Genomic DNA, 20,024 nt, shown 5'->3' with positions numbered 1-20,024 from the left:
ACTCCACTAGTGCACGTGTGCTAGAAACCTCCGCTATATATAAGCGGAGGAGTTTTCATATGGAACTCCTCTTTTTTTCAGGGGATTGGTATATAAAAGGAGTGGAAAACATGGCAACAGAAAAAACATACCCTATGACGCAAGAGGGTAAGCAAAAACTAGAGAACGAAGTTGAACAATTAAAAACAGTAAGACGTAAAGAAGTTGTAGAGCGTATTAAGATCGCACGTAGCTTCGGAGATCTTTCTGAGAACTCTGAGTACGATGCAGCGAAAGATGAGCAAGCATTCGTAGAAGGACGCATTACACAACTTGAAAATATGATCCGTAATGCGGTTATCATTGAAGACAATGGTGAAGAGTCTACAGTTGTAACATTAGGTAAAACAGTAACATTTAAAGAGTTACCAGGTGGAGACGAAGAAGCGTACACAATCGTAGGTAGCGCAGAAGCTGATCCATTTGAAGGAAGAATTTCTAACGATTCTCCAATCGCAAAAAGCTTATTAGGTAAGCAAATTGGTGAGAAGGTAGCAATCCAAACACCGGGCGGAGAAATGCAAGTAGAGATTATCTCTGTAAAATAACGTAAAAATCACTCGTGTGAAAACGAGTGATTTTTTATTTGTATAAAAGGTGAAACACCTCGTCTAAACTACAATAGACGAGGTGTTTTTTATGAAAATGAAACGGAGAATTATAATTGTTTTAATTTGTTTTATGGGTGTGATTTTTTTATTACTTTGTCGTTTAATCCAAATACAGATTATTGATACGGAATCCTTTACTGATCGAAATATCAATTTGATTGAAAAAAGTGTTACGCAACGAACACAATCACTTACAGTAGATAATGGAAGAGGGCATTTTACAGATCGAAATGGTAAGGGAATTGGTGAAGAGAAATATCCAGTCTTAATTGTTTTTCCATTTTTACAAATAAAAAATGACATGTTAGAGAAAATTGCGCATATCATTGGTGTGTCGAGACAAGAAATAAGACTGCAAATGAAAAATAAGAATCAAGCATTTATATTACGAAGGGGGAATATCCCATTTCAATTAACGCTCGAGCAGATGGAGAAGGTAAATCAATTAGATATTTTAGGTATTGTAGCAGCAGAAGTTCGACTGAAGCAAACGGGAGAGGCAAGTCATTTAATTGGTGATGTGGGAGAGAATGAGCAGGAATTTCAAAAGCGTTATGGAGAAATGAAAAAAACTTCGAAACAAACGCCAATTGGTATTTCTGGATTGCAACAATCATTTGATGAATTTTTACTGACTGATGGAGAAGCGAAAGTACTATATCAAGTGGATCGACAGGGAGAACCGATTTTCGGGAAACAGGCGAAATACACTTCACCAGGAAATCCGTTTTATCCAGTTACTATTCAAACAACAATACATAAAACGTTGCAACGACGAGCAGAGAGGATTATAGATGAAAATGGAATAAAAAAAGGTGGGTTAGTATTACTAGACATAAAGAATAGTGAAGTTTTAGCAATGGTAAGTAGGCCTTCTTTACAGATGAATGATAGGAGGATATATAAAGCTACACTTGAAAATCAAATGTTAACTCCTCATTTTCCGGGGTCTGTTTTTAAAACAGTAGTTGCAGCAGCAGTAATTGATGAGAATTTGGTGCGGTTTAATCGTACATTTAACTGCAATACGGATTTATACGGTGAAAATCTTCCACAAGTTATGATGGGGTCATTAAACTTTAAGGAAAGCTTTGCTAGAAGCTGTAATCGAACGTTTGCCGTATTAGGTGATGAACTAATGCAAAAGGATAGGGATGTGTTAGAAACGTATTTAGAGGCCTTAGGAGCAAGTAAGAAGGTAGGGTGGAAAGGTTCGGTATTTCATACACCAGAATTTGAGCAATTGCCAGAAGAAAAGAGTGCTGTTATTTGGGGGAGCGAAGAAAATAAAGATAGTAGAAAAGCGATTGCTCAAACGATGGTCGGACAAAAAGATGTACGTGTGTCACCTCTAGCTATAGCGAATATGATGGCGACAATTGCTAGAGGTGGAGAGAAGATGGAAGTGAAAGCTGTGAAAAAAATAGTGTATAAAAATGGAACCGACTTTTTTATATTTGAAAATCATAAATTAAATGGGAAACAGCTTTCTTATGAAACGATGAAAAAATTACAACAGTTGTTAAGAGGCGTTGTAACGATGGAGAAAGGAACGGGAACCGCATTCCGTTCGTTGCAACTAACTGTCGCTGGAAAATCTGGGACGGCACAAACAGGAAAAGGAGAGAAGGTGAATCGCTGGTTTGCAGGTTATTTTCCATATGAAAACCCAAGATATGCTTTAGTTGTAGTTGATATAGAAACAGATAACGTAAATGTAGTTACACCAGCTTTTGCAGAAATGGTAGAAGCAATTCATCAATTAGAAATTGAAAAGTAATCTTGCAATTATTTATGAAATGTTTTCATTTCGTGAAAATATTATTGTAAATGTTCAACCTTTCTAGATTTAATGTTACAATAGCAAGTATGAAAAACTGCATGGAGGTTTGAAGAATGGCAGGAGGATCTAGATTTCAACAGAAACAACAAAAACGTCGTCAAAACGGTGTTTTAAATATTGCGATTGCTATTGTATTAGTAGCAGTAGCTATTGTAGCATATCAATTGTTTGTTCCTGGTACAAAAGAGCAAGCGTCTTCTAGTGATAAAAAAGTAACTCAGCAAACAACAAAAGAGAATAAAGTTGAGAAAGCTAAAGGTAAAGAAGAGACGAAGAAGAACGAGCAAGAGAAAGCAGAGGCTAAGAAGAAGGAAGAAGAGAAGCTAAAGGCTGAAGAAGAAAAGAAAAAAGCTGAAGAAGAAGCGAAAGCTAACGAGAAAGAACCAGCTGAAAAAACACAGCCAAAGGCAACAGATGCGTATACGAAATCCTCTTGGAAGCCAGTAGGTACGCAGCAAGGTGGAACACCTGCGATGACGTTTAAAAAAGGTACAGCAGATTGGAATGAAATGAATCAAGCGATTTCCACTGCAATTGACGTTCCAGTAGAGCAATTAGTTATTCATAGAATCGGAAATAACGGTAAGAATAAAGCATACGGTAATGTCCAAGATAAGCAATCAGGTAAAAAATATTATGTAAATATTGATTGGGTAGAAAATGAGGGCTGGAAACCGGTACTCGTTCAAACTCTAAACTAAAAAAGAGGAGCTCTTAGGAGCTTCTCTTTTTTAGTTAACGTAATTTCTTTAACTTAAAATGCACAACCGCGCTATAATAAGGTCTTTTACTTTCAGGGTCCATAACCATTTGGTGAGAAATATGATGAACTTCGAGCATAAGTGCTTTATTATTATCAATTTGTTCGCTAATTTTCTTCTCTAAAGAAACTAAATTTGCAGCCTCAAAAAACTCCACTTTATCTTCTAACATTTCAAAGGTAAATGACACGAAGACCACTCCTCTCCTATGTAATCACCTATAGTGTAACAAAGAAAAGAAGGAAATACTACGTACATTTCAATTGACATTTTTAGAAAGAGGGCATATTATACTGATAAAACCGATAAGAAAAAGGGGAATTTTTATGGGAACAGAATTTAATGGTTTATTTGATGAATGGGCTCATACGTACGACTCATTTGTACAAGGCGAAGATATACAATATAAAGAAGTTTTCGCCCATTATGAGGACATTTTAGAGGATGTAGTTAACAAGTCATTTGGCAACGTATTAGAATTTGGTGTTGGTACTGGCAACTTAACAAATAAATTATTACTTGCTGGTCGCACAGTTTACGGTATAGAACCGTCACGCGAAATGCGTACAATTGCAAAAGAGAAATTACCAAAAGAATTTTCAATTACAGAAGGTGATTTTCTATCATTTGAAGTCCCGAATTCAATCGATACTATCGTGAGCACTTACGCATTTCATCATTTAACAGATGATGAAAAAGACGTAGCGATTGCGAAGTATAGTCAATTGCTAAACAAAGGTGGTAAAATAGTGTTTGCTGATACGATATTTGCAGATCAAGATGCATATGATAAAACTGTTGAAACAGCAAAACAAAGAGGTTTCCATCAGTTAGCAAACGATTTGCAAACAGAATACTATACACGTATTCCGATCATGCAATCTATTTTTGAAAACAATGGCTTCCATGTAACGTTTACGAGATTAAATCATTTCGTTTGGGTAATGGAGGCAACTAAGCAATAGAAAGAGGGATTAGATTGAGAATTGCTGTAATTGGAGCAATGGAAGAAGAAGTACGTATTTTACGTGACAAATTAGAACAAGCAGAAACAGAAACTGTTGCAGGTTGTGAATTTACGAAAGGGCTATTGGCAGGACATGAAGTAATCTTGTTAAAGTCTGGTATTGGTAAAGTAAATGCAGCGATGTCAACGACAATTTTATTAGAAAAATATAAGCCTGAAAAAGTAATCAACACTGGTTCAGCTGGTGGATTCCATCATTCTCTAAATGTTGGAGATGTAGTTATTTCAACAGAAGTTCGTCACCATGACGTAGATGTAACTGCATTTAATTACGAATATGGTCAAGTACCTGGAATGCCACCTGGATTTAAAGCTGATGAGGCATTAGTTGCATTAGCTGAAAAATGTATGCAATCAGAAGAAAGTATTCAAGTTGTAAAAGGTATGATTGCAACAGGCGATTCATTTATGAGTGATCCGAACCGCGTTGCAGCCATTCGTGATAAATTTGAAGATCTTTATGCAGTAGAAATGGAAGCAGCAGCTGTTGCACAAGTATGCCACCAATATGAAGTTCCGTTTGTTATTATTCGTGCACTTTCTGATATTGCTGGTAAAGAATCAAATGTTTCATTTGATCAATTTTTAGATCAAGCAGCTCTTCATTCTACAAACTTTATCGTAAAAGTGCTAGAAGAGTTAAAGTAATGTAACAAAAAGGCAACTGTCTCATATAAAGAAAATACATACAGTTGCCTTTTCTTTATTGGCAAATAAGGGGGAGAACACGATGAATGTATATCGTGGAGTTCATGAGTTGATTGGCCATACACCAATCGTAGAAATTACTCGTTTTTCACTTCCGAAAGGAGTCCGTTTATTTGCAAAGCTTGAATTTTACAACCCAGGCGGAAGCGTTAAGGATCGTTTAGGAAGAGAATTAATCGAAGATGCGTTAGAAAAAGGGCTTGTTGCAGAGGGCGGAACAATCATTGAACCGACGGCTGGAAATACCGGCATTGGACTGGCACTTGCAGCGTTAGAACATGATTTACGCGTCATTGTTTGTGTACCAGAGAAATTTAGTATTGAAAAACAAGAATTAATGAAAGCGCTAGGTGCAAAGGTCGTGCATACACCGACTGAGCAAGGAATGACCGGCGCAATTGCAAAGGCAAAAGAATTAGTAAAGGAAATACCAAATTCATACTCTCCAAGTCAGTTTGCTAATGAAGCAAACCCTCGTGCTTATTTCAAAACACTAGGTCCTGAACTTTGGGACGCACTGAATGGAGAGATTAACATATTTGTTGCGGGTGCAGGAACTGGCGGTACGTTTATGGGAACTGCGTCTTATTTAAAAGAAAAAAATATTGATATTAAAACGGTTATTGTAGAACCAGAAGGATCTATTTTAAATGGCGGCAAAGCTGGTTCACATGAAACAGAAGGTATTGGTCTTGAATTCATTCCACCATTTTTAAAAACATCTTATTTTGATGAAATTCATACAATTTCTGATCGAAATGCATTTTTACGAGTGAAAGAATTAGCGAAAAAGGAAGGCCTTCTCGTTGGGAGCTCTTCAGGAGCAGCATTTCATGCAAGCTTACTTGAGGCAGAGAAAGCAGCACCAGGTACAAATATTGTAACGATTTTTCCTGATAGTAGTGAGCGCTATTTAAGTAAAGACATATACAAAGGATGGGAATAAAAAATGAGAGCAAAGACAAAGTTAATTCATGGTATTCGCATAGGAGAACCTTCAACTGGATCTGTAAACGTACCGATCTATCAAACGAGTACGTACAAACAAGAAGCAGTTGGTAAGCATCAAGGATATGAATATTCACGTACAGGTAACCCAACACGTGCAGCTCTAGAAGAAATGATTGCCGTATTAGAAAATGGTCATGCTGGATTTGCATTTGGTTCAGGAATGGCTGCTATTACAGCGACAATTATGTTGTTCTCAAAAGGTGATCATGTCATTTTAACAGATGATGTTTATGGCGGAACGTACCGTGTTATTACGAAAGTATTAAACCGCTTCGGTATTGAGCATACATTTGTAGATACAACAAACCTAGAGGAAGTTGTAGAAGCGATTCGTCCAAATACGAAAGCGATTTATGTGGAAACACCAACGAACCCATTACTAAAAATTACTGATATTAAGAAAATATCTACTCTTGCTAAAGAGAAAGATGTATTAACAATTATTGATAACACATTCATGACGCCATATTGGCAGTCGCCAATCTCTTTAGGAGCAGACATTGTACTTCATAGTGCAACGAAATATTTAGGAGGACATAGTGACGTAGTTGCAGGTCTAGTAGTTGTAAATAGCCCGCAATTAGCAGAAGACCTTCACTTTGTACAAAACTCAACAGGAGGTATTCTTGGCCCACAAGATAGCTTCTTACTACTTCGCGGTTTAAAAACATTAGGAATTCGTATGGAAGAACATGAAACGAATTCACGCGCCATTGCTGAGTTTTTAAATAACCATCCAAAAGTAAATAAAGTATATTACCCAGGTCTTGCATCACATCAAAATCATGAATTAGCAACAGAACAAGCAAATGGATTTGGGGCTATTATTTCATTTGATGTAGATAGTGAAGAAACATTAAATAAAGTACTTGAGAAATTACAATACTTTACACTTGCTGAAAGCTTAGGAGCAGTAGAAAGTTTAATTTCTATCCCATCTCAAATGACACATGCATCAATCCCAGCAGATCGCCGCAAAGAGTTAGGAATTACAGATACATTAATTCGTATTTCAGTCGGTATTGAAGATGGTGAAGATTTAATTGAAGATTTGGCACAAGCGCTAGCATAATAAAAATGCACTGCTAATATAGAGCAGTGCATTTTTATTACATCATTTTGTGAAATGTTTCACAAAATAGACATACACAAATGAAATAATTTCATGTATATTGAATTCATGAAATGTTAATCACGAACAAACTTGTGAAATGTTTCACAAACAATGAAATTCATGTAGGCAGGCAACTCTATTTTTTTTGCGATAATTGGGACTTATTTTGACCTATAGGGACATATAAGGACCGGAATAGTAGAATAGGAGGAAATTTACATGGTAGTCAAAGAGAAAGTTGTAAATGAAATGCAGGAAGTAAAAGAGATGATTGATTCGTTAGTAGATAACGGTCAAAAAGCTTTACAAGCATTAGAAGGTTTTACACAAGAGCAAATTGACAACATTGTTCATAAAATGGCACTAGCAGGTGTTGATCAACATATGCCGCTTGCGAAATTGGCTGTTGAAGAAACGGGTCGTGGTGTATATGAAGATAAATGCATTAAAAATATTTTTGCCACTGAATACATTTGGCATAGTATAAAGAAAGACAAGACGGTAGGAATTATTCATGAAGATCCTCATGAAGAAGTAATAGAAATTGCGGAACCGGTTGGTGTAGTAGCTGGAGTAACGCCAGTAACCAACCCAACGTCGACAACGATGTTTAAAGCATTAATCGCGATAAAAACGAGAAATCCAATTATTTTCGCATTCCATCCTTCTGCACAAAAATGTTCTATTGCAGCAGCGAAAACAGTATATGATGCAGCAGTGAAGGCTGGTGCACCAAAGCACTGTATTCAATGGATTGAAAGACCTTCTGTCGAAGCGACGAAACAATTAATGAACCATGATGGTGTAGCACTCGTTCTAGCAACTGGAGGGGCTGGTATGGTGAAATCAGCTTATTCTACTGGAAAACCAGCGCTAGGTGTAGGTCCCGGTAATGTACCGTGTTATATAGAGAAATCAGCGCATATAAAACGAGCTGTTAATGATTTGATTTTATCGAAAACATTTGATAACGGTATGATTTGTGCATCGGAACAAGCAATCATTGTCGATAAGGAAATCTATGATGATGTTAAAACAGAAATGATTGCGAATAATTGTTACTTTGTAACAGAAGAAGAGAGAAGAAAATTAGAAAAGCTTGTTATTAATGAAAATACATGTGCAGTAAATAGTGATATCGTAGGGAAACCCGCACAGTATATTGCTGGATTAGTTGGGATTACTGTTCCGGAAAATACAAAAATGCTTGTAGCTGAAATTCAAGGTATCGGAGCAGCATATCCTTTATCTCGTGAGAAACTGAGTCCAGTATTAGCTTGTGTAAAAGCAAACTCATTAGAAGAAGGATTTACATATTGCGAAGAAATGTTGAACCTTGGTGGTTTAGGACATTCAGCAGTCATCCATTCTACAAACAAAGAAGTGCAAAAGCAATTTGGATTACACATGAAAGCTTGCCGTCTCATTGTAAATGCACCTTCATCACAAGGTGGAATAGGGGATATATATAATGGATTTATTCCATCACTTACGCTTGGTTGTGGTTCCTACGGGAAAAACTCAGTTTCCCAAAACGTAACAGCGACTCATTTATTAAATATAAAAAGGCTGGCAAATAGAAAAAAGAATATGCAGTGGTTCAAATTGCCACCAAAAATTTATTTTGAAAAACATGCTACAGCATATTTAGCAAACATGCCTAACATTTCACGTGCATTTATTGTAACGGATCCAGGAATGGTTGAGCATGGATATGTAGATACAGTCGCGCACTATTTACGTAAGCATGCAAATGATGTGAAAGTTGAAGTTTTCTTTGAGGTTGAGCCAGATCCATCAGATGAAACTGTTTTTAAAGGTGCGGACATGATGAAAAGCTTTAAGCCAGATGTAATTATCGCACTTGGCGGTGGTTCAGCTATGGATGCAGCAAAAGGGATGTGGCTTTTCTATGAGCACCCAGAAACAACATTCTATGGCATTAAACAGAAGTTTTTAGATATAAGAAAACGTACATGTAAGTATCCAAAATTAGGAAATAAAGCGCAATTTGTTGCCATTCCAACAACATCAGGGACGGGTTCAGAAGTGACGCCATTTGCGGTTATTACAGATAAGAAAAATAATATAAAATATCCGCTTGCTGATTACGAATTAACACCAGATGTAGCAATTGTTGATCCGCAATTTGTAATGACAGTACCACCTCATGTAACAGCAGATACTGGAATGGACGTATTAACACATGCAATTGAGGCCTATGTTTCTGTTATGGCAAATGACTATACGGACGGTTTAGCGTTAAAAGCAATTGATCTCGTATTTAAATATTTACCGAGAGCATATAAAGATGGAAATGATGAAGAGGCGCGAGAAAAAATGCATAACGCTTCTGCGATTGCAGGGATGGCATTTGCTAATGCTTTCCTTGGTATTAATCACAGTTTAGCACATAAACTTGGACCAGAATTCCATATTCCACACGGACGCGCAAATGCAATTCTTATGCCGCATGTAGTTCGCTATAATGCTATTAAGCCAAGGAAACACGCATTGTTCCCAAAATATGAGCACTTTGTGGCAGATGAACGCTATGCACATATTGCGAGGATGCTCGGGCTTCCAGCAAGTTCAGCGGCAGAAGGTGTGGAATCACTCGTCCAAGCAATTATTGAGCTTGGAAAAAGCTTAAATATAAATATGAGTATTGCAGGACAAGGAGTTGCTAAAGAACAATTTGAAGCTGTTGTGGAAATGTTAGCAGAAAGAGCTTTTGAAGATCAATGTACAACAGCTAATCCGAAATTACCGCTCATTTCAGAGCTGAAAGAAATTTATATGGAAGCATATAAAGGCGTATAATAGATAAAAAAGAGCCGCATTTAAGTGGCTCTTTTTTACTTTGGAAAACATCTCCCAGTTTGGTTCTATTTACTTGTCTTTAAGCTTAATAGAATGTGATAAAGTGAGGATGGGAGTGATAAAGAGATGAAAGAATTACAAGGAAAAATAGCAGATTATACCCGTTTCGGACAAGTACTTTTGTCTATAAGTACATTTTTAATGATCGGCTTATTAATTCCAAGCGGAGTCAAAGATATGGTGCAGTCTTTTGTTATGATGGGGAGTATTGTTGTATTTTTAGTTCTTGCTTTTTTCTTCTTTAAGTGTGTTAGAACGATGCGTGACCAATTAGAGGAGAGCGAATATGAAGAAAATTGTTAAATAGAGCGCTACGAAAAGAAAAAGTCTTTTTGTAGCGTTTTTTTCGTTTTTGAAGAAAATGTATGCGGTTTATATTGACAATGATAATCTATATCAATTAAAGTAGAATAGTAGTTAATGATTATCGTTATCAATTAGAGGTGAAAGAATGAAAAAATCCATTACGCTGTTCACAGCGATCTTATCTATTTTTTTCTTATTAATAGGTTGCAGTGCAAAAGAAAACGAAAAAGCATCCGCAACAAAAACAGACAAAGGAACAGAAAAAATCGAAATTACCGATCTCTCAGACAGAAAGATAACATTCAATAAAGTTCCTGAAAGTTTTGCGACGTTAAGTATGGGGGATATGAATATTATCCATGCTTTAGGAGGGAAAATCGTTGGGCGTCCAGATGCAAAAATTCCCCTTCCAGAAGATTTGCAAAAAACACAAGTAATTGGAAATGCACATCAGCCAAACTTTGAACAAATTGCTAGTTTAAAGCCAGACGTACTTGTTGCTAATAATGGATTCCAAAAAAATATTCCAACGGTTGAAGGGCAAGGAACAAAAGTAATCATTTCTTCAGCCAACTCTGTAAAAGATATTCAAAAGAGTATTGAAATGTATGGAACAGTAATGAAGAAAGAAGATAAAGCAAAAGAGCTTAACCAAAAAATTAATGATCAAATGAAGAAATATGAGAAAAAGAGTGACGTTAAAGCATTGCTAGTGTATGGGGCACCAGGCACTTATTTAGCAGCATTACCAACATCTCTATCAGGGGATATTTTAGAAAAAACGGGCGGGAAAAATATCGCAGCTGGTTTTCCAGAAATGAAAGAATATCCGCAATATGCACAGCTAAGTGTAGAACGTATTATTGAAGCAAATCCAGATGTGATTTATTTAATTACACATGGAGATCCCAATAGTGTGAAAAAAGCATTTGAAGGCGAAATGATGAAAAATGAAGCATGGAAAAATTTGGATGCAGTAAAACGAAATCGTGTAGTTATTTTGCCATCAGATTTATTTGGATCAAACCCTGGGACAAAAGTTACAGAAGCGATGGAATTCATGTATAAAAGTATACAAGATGTAAGGAAATGATAAGTATGGAGAGTAGTGAAATAGTAAGAGAAAAGGAACATCCTTTTGCAAAGAAAAGATGGATAATAGCAGTTACTTTAGTCGTATTAACATTCCTAAGTCTTTTTTACGGTCTTTTCGCAGGAAGTTTATCTTTTTCTTTACGAGACATTCTAACAGGGATACAAGATGAAAGTTCGACAGTTCATCGGATTGTATGGGATCTTCGCATACCGAGAGTGCTCGTTGGGTTTATAGTAGGAACGTGTTTAGCTACATCTGGAGCATTACTGCAAGGGGTTATGAGAAACCCTCTTGCAGACCCTGGAATTATCGGGGTTTCATCTGGAGCGGGTCTTGTAGCAATTGTAATTATGATTCTATTTCCTCAGCACATGGCTTTTTTACCGCTAGGAGCGTTTTTAGGAGCTTTCATAACAGCGATGGTCATTTATGCTTTATCATGGCAAAAAGGGGCACCGCCTTCAAGAATCGTCTTAGTAGGTGTGTCAATCAATGCATTAATTGGTGCAGCAACGTCAGCATTAATGTTATTACATAGTGACAAAGTACAATCCGTGTTACCGTGGTTAGCTGGCGGTATTGGTGGTGTGAGCTGGGCACATTTAAATATGATTATTTACTATGCAATATTCGCTATTGTATTAGCTTTCTTCGGTATTAAACACATTCGAGTATTAATGCTTGGGGATGAAATGGCGAAATTATTAGGGCATAACGTGGAAAGAAGTCGGTTTTATTTAATAGTAGTAAGTACAATGTTAGCTGGAATTGCGGTTAGTGTTTCTGGTCTAATTGGATTTGTAGGTCTTGTTGTACCGCATATGTTACGTTTATTAGTTGGAAATGACTATAAATATTTACTGCCATTATCATGCCTTGGCGGAGGGATATTACTTGTTTTCGCGGATGCGATAGCTCGAAGTTGGTTCGATCCAATCGAATTGCCTGTTGGTATTTTATTGTCCTTCTTAGGTGGTCCGTTCTTCTTATATTTAATTCATAGAGGAGGAAAACAACGTGATTTCCGTTAACAAAGTGTTTTACGCACATTCTGAAAGATTTCAAATGCAAAATATGAATGTACATATTAAAGCTGGAGAAATCGTTAGTTTAATCGGTCCGAATGGATCCGGGAAATCTACTTTGCTGCGTTTAATAGCACGGCTACTTAAACAAAGCGAAGGAGATATCATTTTAGATGGGACAAATATTCATACGATGAAGAGTGCGGATGTAGCGAAGCAATTAGCGATGTTACCACAAATGCATGATCATCAATTAGATTTAACAGTGAAAGAACTAATAGAGTTCGGAAGAGGTCCTCATAAATCATGGAGTAGTCGCTTAAACAAAGAAGATGAAGAAATTGTTGATTGGGCATTGTCTGTTACAAATCTTGAAGGGTATGAATATCGTCTTTTACAATCCTTATCAGGAGGAGAAAGACAACGTGCTTGGATTGCGATGACGCTAGCACAACGTACAAATGTCTTATTATTAGATGAACCAACAACCTTTTTGGATATCGTTCACCAGTTGGAAGTAATGGAACTTGTGAAACGATTAAACGAGGAGTTTGGTATGACAATTATAATGGTCTTACATGACATTAACCAAGCGGCTCAATATAGTGATCGTTTACTCGTATTAAAGCGAGGAGAGATTCAGTATGACGGTGTACCAGAAGAAGTATTATGTCAACAAATGTTTCAACATGTATTTGGCATAGAAGTAGATATTTTTCAAGGAAGCGACAAGCCATTTTTTACACCGAAACGAATTTCTAAAAAAGGAGCAGAGCGATGCAAACAGAAGAACGTATTACCATTGAATTAGTAAGAGAATTTGTTATGGCAGCTCACGGAGATTTAGAAAAAGTACAGGAACTATTGGCAGAATCGCCAAGCTTACTTCATGCCTCTTATAATTGGGGCGGCTCAGATTGGGAAAGTGCCTTAGGAGCAGCGGCCCATGTAGGACGTAAAGATATTGCACTTTATTTACCGGCAAAGGGCGCTCGGATGGATATTTTTGCAGCGGCTATGCTTGGTGAACTTGAAGTCGTACAAGCTATTTTAGTAGTACAACCAGAAGCATTATTTGCACCTGGCCCGCATGGCATTTCGCTACTTCAACATGCACGAATGGGTGGAGAAAAAGCTCAGCGTGTATTTGAATACTTAACAGTGCTTTCTTAATGACCGCAAAGTTCTTATGTGCGGTAAACTTTCCACTCAAAAGATTGGAAGGTTTACCGCCCGTTAGAACGGGATAAGTATCTAGTATATATGAAAATCCTACACCCCCTCAATTGTAGTTTTCTTAATACTAGTTATGATATGGATGCAGTAGACACTCTTTTGTCTACTGCTTTTTTTTGATATAATACATTTTTGTAAGACTGAATTTTCTTTCTTTTCAGTGGCGTCTTGATAAAAATTATTTAACATTTAAGTAGTTTGAAATATATAGTTATGTAATGAGGTTCAAAATGATGGGAGTGAATAAAAGAGTGTTTCATACAGATCGTTTACAATTTCGCAAATATACAATGGATGATTTACCGTTTTATGCTTCTTTATGGGGGGATGAGAAGGTAATGCGCTATATTGGAAATGGAATGTTAAAAACATTTATGCAATGTAAAAAAAGTTTGGAGGAGAGGGTACTTCCAAATTATAAAAACGGTCTCGGTTTATTTGTAATGATTGAAAAGGAAACAGGGATACGAATTGGTCATGCAGGACTTGTCAAGCAGAAGGTAGATGGAAAAGAGGAAATTGAGATTGGCTATTGGTTACTTCCTAAGTATTGGGGGAAAGGGTATGCGAAAGAGGCTGCGGCGGCATTTCGAGACTATGGTTTTCAAGCATTACAAATGAATAAATTAATTTCACTTATTAATCCGAACCACCCAGCTTCAATATTTGTTGCTAGAAAAACAGGGCTTAGTTATGAGAAAACAACTTCATTTCATGAGATGGATGTTCTCGTTTATTCCATTAAGCGGGTTGGATGAAAAAAGGTGAATTGCATTTTTTGGAGAATGGTATATAAAAATAAAGGGGGGATTACATGTATATTTACCATAATGGACTTATTATTCGTGAGGGAACGAACGGTGTACCAGCATATGCAATTAAAACTTTATTTGAAGATGCCGGTTGGAGTAATGATAATATCCCTTCTTGGCAAATTGAAAAATTTTCGATAGCATTTGAAAATTCCACATGGGCTTTCACAATTTGGGATGAAGAAGAAATGGTCGCGATGGTTAGAGTGATTTCTGATCAAATCATGGTTGCTAACATAGTAAATTTAGTTGTGAAGTGTGAGTATAGGGGAAAAGGGTTAGGTAAGAAACTTGTAGCTCTTTGTTTACAAAAGCTTCCGCATGGCGATTGGTTTGCGCATACATCCGCTAACAATTTTGATTTTTATAGAAGCTGTGGTTTTGAAGTAAGAGAGTTATCAAGAAATGGAACATGTGCGTATTATGGGTATCAAGTGGCAAAAAAGGATGGGCATCGATAAAATTATAAGGTAGTGAAGAAAAAGGATCGCTATTTTAATAATATAAACTGAACTGAGACTTATTTTGTGATAAAATAAAAGAAAATTCAGTTTATTAAACGGGGGATAAAAATGAATGTAAAAGTTGGGGATGTATTTAAATATGAAAGAAGGTTTACCGAGGAAGAAGTTTTTGAATTTGCAAATATTACAGGCGATAAAGGTAGACATCATATGGAATATGATGAGAATGGACAATTAATGGTTCATGGTCTATTGACTGCCAGCATTGGTACGAAAGTAGGAGAAGAGTTACATTACATAGCGAGGGAATTAGTAAGTGAATTTATTAGGCCAGTTTTTACAGGTGATACGATTACTTGTGAATTAACATTAACAAATATTGAGCAAATGGAAGGATATAAAAAAGTTTCAATTGAGTCCGTTTATCGCAATCAACATGAAAAGACTGTACTAGTTGGGACGAGTTATGGAATTATAAGGGAATAAAAAAGAAGCCTGTTATGAAACAGGCTTCTTTTTTATCAATTAGTAAACTCGTTTTCGATTTTCAGCATGACTAGAGATAAGTAATAACGCAGATTCTTCACCTATATTACGAACAATATGGGGAACGCACGCATTCCAGGAGAAAGAATCACCTTCTTCTACAATTGCAATATCTTCACCATGTTGAACTTCCAGTTTTCCGCGTAATACAAGATGACACTCTTCGCCTTCATGAGCATTTGGTGAGTTTTCTTTCGGGAATCCGGCAGAAATTTCTACTAAAGATAGGCGGAGACCACCTTGCTCAGCAACATGCTCAATTCTTTGTTCATCTTTACCGTATACGCTGTATTTCCGTTCTTCTTTTTTTATAATTTTCATTCGATCCTTTTGTTCTAACAGTAAATAAGGAAGGGGAACATTTAAAAAAATGGAGATTGTTTCTAAAGTTGAGATAGATGGTGATGTTTTATTATTTTCAACCTGACTCATAAAACCTTTAGAAAGACCTGTCCCTTCACAAATTTGTGCAATTGTTATGCCTTTACGTTGACGAATTTCACGAATCGCAGAACCAATATTCATAAAATCAAGCTCCTTTTTGTAAACAACTATTTGTATCATAGCAAAAAAAATATATATTTTCCCACTGAAAATGAATTGACGAATAAAAAAAAATAGTGTATGTTTTGTAATGTAAATAAAAGTTTTGTATAACAAAACAATAAAGGAGAGAAAGAAATGAATCAACATATTGGTAACTTAATTATTCGTATCGTGTTAGGGGTAACATTCTTTATGCACGGTTTAACAAAATTCCAATCAGGAATTGACAATATTGCAGGGTGGTTCACAAGCATTGGTTTACCAGGAGGACTTGCATACGGTGTAGCAACAGTTGAATTAGTTGGAGGTCTATTGTTAATTCTAGGTTTAGGTGTAAGATATATTGGATTATTATTTGCACTTGTTATGGTTGGAGCAATTGTAAAAGTGAAATGGTCAGCTGGTTTATTAGGAGATGGGAAAAATCCTGGCTTCGAATTAGAACTTGCATTATTAGCAATGGGTGCTTATTTATTTATTGCGAAAGCTGATGGTTTTGTAGATAATTTCTTAAAAGAGAAAATGTCAAAGAAGAACTAATTTAAATGGGGGTATAACAAGATGAGCTTTCAACTTCATCCCGAAACAACACTTGGTGTTGTTCATCTATACGTATCAAATATAAAGAAATCACTAGAGTTTTATACAGAAGTATTAAGTATGAAAGTGCTAAAAGAAGAGAAAACAGTCGTTACATTTGGGAATGAAAATGAAGAACCACTCCTTATCATTGAAGAAAAGAAAGAAGCTTTACCAAAGCAAAGAGGGAGAACAGGGTTATATCATTACGCAATTTTATTACCAACCAGACAGGACTTAGCGAACATTCTTCGTCATCTTGTAGAGATGGTATATCCACTGCACGGTGGAGCCGATCATTACTTTAGTGAAGCTCTTTATTTAGCTGATCCAGATGGAAACGGGATTGAAATTTATCATGATCGCCAAAAAGAAGTTTGGCGTGATGAGAATGGAGAGCTACCATTTGTTAGTAACCCATTAGCCGGTGAAGAATTATTGCAGCAAGGAAGTGCATGGAATGGGTTCCCGGCTGCTACTGTGATGGGGCATATTCATTTACATGTAGCTGACTTAGAAGAAGCGAAACGTTTCTACGTTGATGGTCTTGGCTTTGAAGTAACAATCCCAGCTCATAATGGAGCGTTGTTCGTATCCGCAGGTGGTTATCATCATCATATCGGTTTAAATACGTGGCAAGGTGAAGGGATACCACCACAAATGCCAAATTCCGTTGGCTTGAAATATTTCACAATTGTACTAGCGGATGAAAAACAAAAAGAGCAAGTATGTGAAAGCTTAAAATATATTGGCGTAGTTGCTACGTACAAAGATGGAATATTACAGGCCAAGGATCCGTTTGGACATGGTATACATTTTAAAGTAAAAGGAGAAGCCTAATTAAAGGCTTCTCTTTTTTACTTTCTTATAATCGCTTTTTCATTTTGTAAAAACAGTTCATCAAATTGCTTTGCAAGGTCAAAATCTAGTTTGGTTAAACCCTTTGCATTCCATGATGACAAAGTAATAATGACTGCTTTATACTGGATAAGGATAAATGGATGGTGATTATGTTCTTCTGATAGTTTGGCGGCTTCAGAGACAAATTCGACTCCTTTTAAGTAGTCGGAAAACATATATTTTCTTTCAATCCATTTTTCATCTTTCACTGTCCATTTATCCAGCTTAACTAATTCTTCTTGTACCTCTTCATTAGTTAGTCGTAGCATCATTTTTCACATCCTTTACCTGTAGTAACGCAAGACCGTTGTTAATAAGACGTGTTACAGATTCGTCAGTTGTGAAAGTAGAAAGTTGTTGCAATAATGCCGCTGATGCTTCGTGGCCTTTATTATGTTCTAAAAGCAATTCTAAAATTTCAAGACGAAGCAACCATTCTTTCGGATGAAATTTATTTAATACTTCTTGAATAGCTATTAATTGATCAGTATGAGTATCGTGTAAAATACTATCGTTACGTATATCCCGAACTGTTTGATACATACGTTCAAGCTCATTCAGTACAAGTGGATCAGGAGTTTCTTGTACTGCTTCATTCATCGGGAAAAATGCAGCCGCATCTGCCGCTCCTGGGAATACAGAAGTGATTTGTGAGCCGACAGCCATATCAAATGCTCCCCATGAAGGATCAAATAATAAGCGATCTTTATGAGTAACTGTACAATTTATAAAGGAGATAAGAGCAATTTTTTTATCATTCTTTACAATGTCTGTTACTGTTCCTTTTACATGAATGCCGCTTGCAAAAGTAAACTCTGCACTATGTCCAATTGTAATGCCTAATGATTGTAATTGTTCTTCTGTACAATTTTCTAATGCAATATCACTATCTAGTAATCCGATTGGTGTCCCGAATCCATCGCTGTGCACAGATGTAGAATGATTTGCTAGTTGTTTATTATGAATTGCTAATGCAGTTGGTGAGCTTGTTCGTGTGTAAATAACTTCACCAGTATCATTTTTAATTGTCTCTGTAAATGTACCTGTAATTTGTAATCCACTACTTAGCTCAGTTGTAGCATGATTTTCGGAGCGGATTGCTTTTTCTAATCCTTCTGTGCCACCTGTTTTAAATGCCATCGTTGTAGAGAACTGCTCAAGTGCCTCAGTCAACTCTTCAAATGATTCACAAACAAATAGCTGTGGCTGCATTTTTGTTACGTCATAAGTTGTCCCGGTGCAAGCTTCAATTGAGAATGGAACTTTCTTTACAGCATCTGTTAAGCAATGCTTACTTTCACCGACAGAGGAAAGGAGACCAGCACCGTAAATTTTTGGATCATCTATATTACCGATTAAGCCGTATTCCACTGTCCACCAGAATAGACGTGAAATTTGTTCTGCTTCTGATAAACCGGAAACTAAGTTTTGTTTTTCGATTACAGCATTTTCAGCAACTTCAACTTCTTCAGGTGTAGAAGTCGGGCTTTCTTTTACGATCGTTAATGTACGAACAGCCTCAAAAGCCTCATGTTCTTCTTTTGTTGAGAAAGCTTTCGCTCCAATTTGTCCAAAGCGCTTCACATATTTTGCATATGTAGAATCAAGTAAAATCGGTGCGTGTCCTGCTGCTTCATGAACGATATCAGGAGCTGGTGTATACTCGATATTTTCTACTTTACGAATATCTGTTGCGATTGGTAGTAATCCGTGCCCCTGAAAATCAAAGAATGCTACGCCGGGAATAAGTCCGTCAATCGTTACGGCGCCCCAGCCGCTTGGTGCTAAACAGTCATTCATTTCTTCTACTTTTGGAATCGCATCTATATTAATACCAGATGATTGTAGTCCATTAACATAGGCGGGATGAGCAACATCTTTTAAGAAGTTATGGTTTTGTTTCATAATGTAACGCCAAACAGCGTGATTCACCGGTGTGTATTGATCATAATGCTGTGTGGATACGAATGGTTTTAAATGTGATGGAATTTCTGTTTTCTTTGTCATTTAGACATCCTCCTTGTTTTCTATAAAAATGAATACCGGTTCGTATAGATTGCACCACCTCCCTTAAATAATGTAAGCGCTTATAAAATCTTATCATAAGATTCGGAATTATTTAACAACTGTTTGTGTGAGAAATAGAAAAAGCCCCTATCGGAAAATCCGATAGGGGCGAAAAAATCGCGGTACCACCCTATTTGTAAGTGAAAAGGTACTTACATCTCAACTAATGATAACGGAAAAACTCCGTCTTTTCCTTCATGCATAAAAGCACTACGAAAAAGAAGCTCCAGAATTGTAATTCGTACTTATATATGTGCTAATTTCCACCGACCATTAGCTCTCTGAAACAGGGATATAAGATACTACTGCGATTCTTTCAACGCGTATAATATGAAGTTATTTAAAAGGGAAGGACGCAAAAAAGCCCCTATCGGAAAATCCGATAGGGACGATAAAAATCGCGGTACCACCCTATTTGTAAACAATTAATCGTTTACCACTTACTTTAAG

Annotated in this window: 22 protein-coding genes and 2 other annotated features (1 of these 24 cut by a window edge); of the genes, 18 read left to right on the top strand and 4 right to left on the bottom strand. The window is 36.6% G+C overall.

Annotated features, from left to right (window positions below; all coding sequences use genetic code 11):
- Nucleotides 1-110 precede the first annotated feature (110 nt).
- The 3 genes from greA (at nucleotide 111) to EXW56_RS20950 (ending at nucleotide 3,194) form a co-directional block, all read left to right on the top strand.
- Nucleotides 111-587: a transcription elongation factor GreA gene (gene greA, locus EXW56_RS20960; protein ID WP_002173560.1), complete on the top strand. Its 477-nt coding sequence runs from the start codon at nucleotides 111-113 to the stop codon at nucleotides 585-587.
- 91 nt (nucleotides 588-678) lie between these two features.
- Entirely contained in the window at nucleotides 679-2,430 is a 1,752-nt protein-coding gene (locus EXW56_RS20955) for a peptidoglycan D,D-transpeptidase FtsI family protein (protein ID WP_215596911.1), read from the top strand.
- A gap of 116 nt (nucleotides 2,431-2,546) precedes the next feature.
- Nucleotides 2,547-3,194: a YrrS family protein gene (locus EXW56_RS20950; protein WP_002199293.1), complete on the top strand. Its 648-nt coding sequence runs from the start codon at nucleotides 2,547-2,549 to the stop codon at nucleotides 3,192-3,194.
- A gap of 34 nt (nucleotides 3,195-3,228) precedes the next feature.
- Here EXW56_RS20950 and EXW56_RS20945 read toward each other — a convergent pair whose 3' ends face one another.
- Nucleotides 3,229-3,444, bottom strand: a complete 216-nt coding sequence (locus EXW56_RS20945) for a YrzA family protein (RefSeq protein WP_002160402.1) — start codon at nucleotides 3,442-3,444, stop codon at nucleotides 3,229-3,231.
- Nucleotides 3,445-3,580: 136 nt separating this feature from the next.
- On the opposite strand from EXW56_RS20945, the gene EXW56_RS20940 reads away from it, so the two are divergent.
- The 13 genes from EXW56_RS20940 to EXW56_RS20880 all read left to right on the top strand — a co-directional run bounded on the left by EXW56_RS20940 (nucleotide 3,581) and on the right by EXW56_RS20880 (nucleotide 15,422).
- Entirely contained in the window at nucleotides 3,581-4,219 is a 639-nt protein-coding gene (locus EXW56_RS20940) for a class I SAM-dependent DNA methyltransferase (RefSeq protein ID WP_002111961.1), read from the top strand.
- Between the two features lie 14 nt (nucleotides 4,220-4,233).
- The gene (gene mtnN / locus EXW56_RS20935) at nucleotides 4,234-4,929 is read left to right on the top strand and encodes a 5'-methylthioadenosine/S-adenosylhomocysteine nucleosidase (protein WP_002199294.1); all 696 of its coding nucleotides are present in this window, start codon (nucleotides 4,234-4,236) and stop codon (nucleotides 4,927-4,929) included.
- Nucleotides 4,930-5,011: 82 nt separating this feature from the next.
- Nucleotides 5,012-5,935, top strand: coding sequence for an O-acetylserine dependent cystathionine beta-synthase (locus EXW56_RS20930; protein ID WP_002111959.1), 924 nt, complete (start codon nucleotides 5,012-5,014; stop codon nucleotides 5,933-5,935).
- Between the two features lie 3 nt (nucleotides 5,936-5,938).
- Nucleotides 5,939-7,072 carry a bifunctional cystathionine gamma-lyase/homocysteine desulfhydrase gene (locus EXW56_RS20925; RefSeq protein ID WP_002111958.1) on the top strand — a complete coding sequence of 378 codons (1,134 nt, stop codon included), beginning with the start codon at nucleotides 5,939-5,941 and terminating at the stop codon, nucleotides 7,070-7,072.
- Nucleotides 7,073-7,333: 261 nt separating this feature from the next.
- Entirely contained in the window at nucleotides 7,334-9,937 is a 2,604-nt protein-coding gene (gene adhE / locus EXW56_RS20920; RefSeq protein WP_215596910.1) for a bifunctional acetaldehyde-CoA/alcohol dehydrogenase, read from the top strand.
- A 126-nt stretch (nucleotides 9,938-10,063) separates the two neighbouring features.
- Nucleotides 10,064-10,300: a YrhC family protein gene (locus EXW56_RS20915; protein ID WP_002111956.1), complete on the top strand. Its 237-nt coding sequence runs from the start codon at nucleotides 10,064-10,066 to the stop codon at nucleotides 10,298-10,300.
- A gap of 148 nt (nucleotides 10,301-10,448) precedes the next feature.
- Nucleotides 10,449-11,396: an ABC transporter substrate-binding protein gene (locus EXW56_RS20910; RefSeq protein ID WP_215596909.1), complete on the top strand. Its 948-nt coding sequence runs from the start codon at nucleotides 10,449-10,451 to the stop codon at nucleotides 11,394-11,396.
- Between the two features lie 5 nt (nucleotides 11,397-11,401).
- Nucleotides 11,402-12,430 carry a FecCD family ABC transporter permease gene (locus EXW56_RS20905; RefSeq protein WP_002199301.1) on the top strand — a complete coding sequence of 343 codons (1,029 nt, stop codon included), beginning with the start codon at nucleotides 11,402-11,404 and terminating at the stop codon, nucleotides 12,428-12,430.
- Entirely contained in the window at nucleotides 12,417-13,235 is an 819-nt protein-coding gene (locus tag EXW56_RS20900) for an ABC transporter ATP-binding protein (protein WP_002199302.1), read from the top strand. The genes EXW56_RS20905 and EXW56_RS20900 overlap by 14 nt, the downstream gene beginning before the upstream one ends.
- Entirely contained in the window at nucleotides 13,202-13,597 is a 396-nt protein-coding gene (locus tag EXW56_RS20895; RefSeq protein WP_215596908.1) for an ankyrin repeat domain-containing protein, read from the top strand. Before EXW56_RS20900 ends, EXW56_RS20895 begins: the two co-directional genes overlap by 34 nt.
- A 293-nt stretch (nucleotides 13,598-13,890) precedes the next feature.
- The gene (locus EXW56_RS20890; RefSeq protein ID WP_002111949.1) at nucleotides 13,891-14,418 is read left to right on the top strand and encodes a GNAT family N-acetyltransferase; all 528 of its coding nucleotides are present in this window, start codon (nucleotides 13,891-13,893) and stop codon (nucleotides 14,416-14,418) included.
- A gap of 56 nt (nucleotides 14,419-14,474) precedes the next feature.
- Nucleotides 14,475-14,933 carry a GNAT family N-acetyltransferase gene (locus EXW56_RS20885; protein ID WP_002199304.1) on the top strand — a complete coding sequence of 153 codons (459 nt, stop codon included), beginning with the start codon at nucleotides 14,475-14,477 and terminating at the stop codon, nucleotides 14,931-14,933.
- A gap of 111 nt (nucleotides 14,934-15,044) precedes the next feature.
- Nucleotides 15,045-15,422, top strand: a complete 378-nt coding sequence (locus EXW56_RS20880) for a MaoC/PaaZ C-terminal domain-containing protein (protein WP_002111947.1) — start codon at nucleotides 15,045-15,047, stop codon at nucleotides 15,420-15,422.
- Between the two features lie 39 nt (nucleotides 15,423-15,461).
- Here EXW56_RS20880 and EXW56_RS20875 read toward each other — a convergent pair whose 3' ends face one another.
- Nucleotides 15,462-16,007 carry a helix-turn-helix domain-containing protein gene (locus tag EXW56_RS20875; RefSeq protein ID WP_002160413.1) on the bottom strand — a complete coding sequence of 182 codons (546 nt, stop codon included), beginning with the start codon at nucleotides 16,005-16,007 and terminating at the stop codon, nucleotides 15,462-15,464.
- A gap of 156 nt (nucleotides 16,008-16,163) precedes the next feature.
- Between EXW56_RS20875 and EXW56_RS20870 the strand changes: the two genes are divergently transcribed.
- Nucleotides 16,164-16,568 (top strand): DoxX family protein, encoded by a 405-nt coding sequence (locus EXW56_RS20870; RefSeq protein WP_002199305.1) that lies wholly within the window; start codon nucleotides 16,164-16,166, stop codon nucleotides 16,566-16,568.
- 21 nt (nucleotides 16,569-16,589) lie between these two features.
- The gene (locus EXW56_RS20865; protein WP_002199306.1) at nucleotides 16,590-17,447 is read left to right on the top strand and encodes a VOC family protein; all 858 of its coding nucleotides are present in this window, start codon (nucleotides 16,590-16,592) and stop codon (nucleotides 17,445-17,447) included.
- A 17-nt stretch (nucleotides 17,448-17,464) separates the two neighbouring features.
- Here the strand turns inward: EXW56_RS20865 and EXW56_RS20860 are convergent, their stop codons facing one another.
- Together EXW56_RS20860 and EXW56_RS20855 are read right to left on the bottom strand one after the other, a co-directional pair.
- Nucleotides 17,465-17,779: a 4a-hydroxytetrahydrobiopterin dehydratase gene (locus tag EXW56_RS20860; RefSeq protein WP_002199307.1), complete on the bottom strand. Its 315-nt coding sequence runs from the start codon at nucleotides 17,777-17,779 to the stop codon at nucleotides 17,465-17,467.
- Nucleotides 17,760-19,514, bottom strand: a complete 1,755-nt coding sequence (locus EXW56_RS20855) for an aromatic amino acid hydroxylase (protein ID WP_215596907.1) — start codon at nucleotides 19,512-19,514, stop codon at nucleotides 17,760-17,762. The genes EXW56_RS20860 and EXW56_RS20855 overlap by 20 nt, the downstream gene beginning before the upstream one ends.
- A gap of 161 nt (nucleotides 19,515-19,675) precedes the next feature.
- Nucleotides 19,676-19,903 (bottom strand) — a binding site (T-box leader).
- A gap of 52 nt (nucleotides 19,904-19,955) precedes the next feature.
- Nucleotides 19,956-20,024 (bottom strand) — a binding site (T-box leader) (it continues 160 nt past the right edge of the window).

The organism is Bacillus mycoides (assembly GCF_018742245.1).
Classification (GTDB): domain Bacteria; phylum Bacillota; class Bacilli; order Bacillales; family Bacillaceae_G; genus Bacillus_A; species Bacillus_A cereus_U.
This window is presented reverse-complemented; position numbering and strand designations above follow the sequence as displayed.

What these genes read in the sequence shown, in the direction of transcription:
- greA (WP_002173560.1), top strand. Translation starts at nt 111, where the DNA reads ATGGCAACAGAAAAAACATACCCTATGACGCAAGAGGGTAAGCAAAAA.
- EXW56_RS20955 (WP_215596911.1), top strand. Translation starts at nt 679, where the DNA reads ATGAAAATGAAACGGAGAATTATAATTGTTTTAATTTGTTTTATGGGT.
- EXW56_RS20950 (WP_002199293.1), top strand. Translation starts at nt 2,547, where the DNA reads ATGGCAGGAGGATCTAGATTTCAACAGAAACAACAAAAACGTCGTCAA.
- EXW56_RS20940 (WP_002111961.1), top strand. Translation starts at nt 3,581, where the DNA reads ATGGGAACAGAATTTAATGGTTTATTTGATGAATGGGCTCATACGTAC.
- EXW56_RS20930 (WP_002111959.1), top strand. Translation starts at nt 5,012, where the DNA reads ATGAATGTATATCGTGGAGTTCATGAGTTGATTGGCCATACACCAATC.
- EXW56_RS20925 (WP_002111958.1), top strand. Translation starts at nt 5,939, where the DNA reads ATGAGAGCAAAGACAAAGTTAATTCATGGTATTCGCATAGGAGAACCT.
- adhE (WP_215596910.1), top strand. Translation starts at nt 7,334, where the DNA reads ATGGTAGTCAAAGAGAAAGTTGTAAATGAAATGCAGGAAGTAAAAGAG.
- EXW56_RS20915 (WP_002111956.1), top strand. Translation starts at nt 10,064, where the DNA reads ATGAAAGAATTACAAGGAAAAATAGCAGATTATACCCGTTTCGGACAA.
- EXW56_RS20910 (WP_215596909.1), top strand. Translation starts at nt 10,449, where the DNA reads ATGAAAAAATCCATTACGCTGTTCACAGCGATCTTATCTATTTTTTTC.
- EXW56_RS20905 (WP_002199301.1), top strand. Translation starts at nt 11,402, where the DNA reads ATGGAGAGTAGTGAAATAGTAAGAGAAAAGGAACATCCTTTTGCAAAG.
- EXW56_RS20895 (WP_215596908.1), top strand. Translation starts at nt 13,202, where the DNA reads ATGCAAACAGAAGAACGTATTACCATTGAATTAGTAAGAGAATTTGTT.
- EXW56_RS20890 (WP_002111949.1), top strand. Translation starts at nt 13,891, where the DNA reads ATGATGGGAGTGAATAAAAGAGTGTTTCATACAGATCGTTTACAATTT.
- EXW56_RS20885 (WP_002199304.1), top strand. Translation starts at nt 14,475, where the DNA reads ATGTATATTTACCATAATGGACTTATTATTCGTGAGGGAACGAACGGT.
- EXW56_RS20880 (WP_002111947.1), top strand. Translation starts at nt 15,045, where the DNA reads ATGAATGTAAAAGTTGGGGATGTATTTAAATATGAAAGAAGGTTTACC.
- EXW56_RS20875 (WP_002160413.1), bottom strand. Translation starts at nt 16,007, where the DNA reads ATGAATATTGGTTCTGCGATTCGTGAAATTCGTCAACGTAAAGGCATA.
- EXW56_RS20870 (WP_002199305.1), top strand. Translation starts at nt 16,164, where the DNA reads ATGAATCAACATATTGGTAACTTAATTATTCGTATCGTGTTAGGGGTA.
- EXW56_RS20865 (WP_002199306.1), top strand. Translation starts at nt 16,590, where the DNA reads ATGAGCTTTCAACTTCATCCCGAAACAACACTTGGTGTTGTTCATCTA.
- EXW56_RS20860 (WP_002199307.1), bottom strand. Translation starts at nt 17,779, where the DNA reads ATGATGCTACGACTAACTAATGAAGAGGTACAAGAAGAATTAGTTAAG.
- EXW56_RS20855 (WP_215596907.1), bottom strand. Translation starts at nt 19,514, where the DNA reads ATGACAAAGAAAACAGAAATTCCATCACATTTAAAACCATTCGTATCC.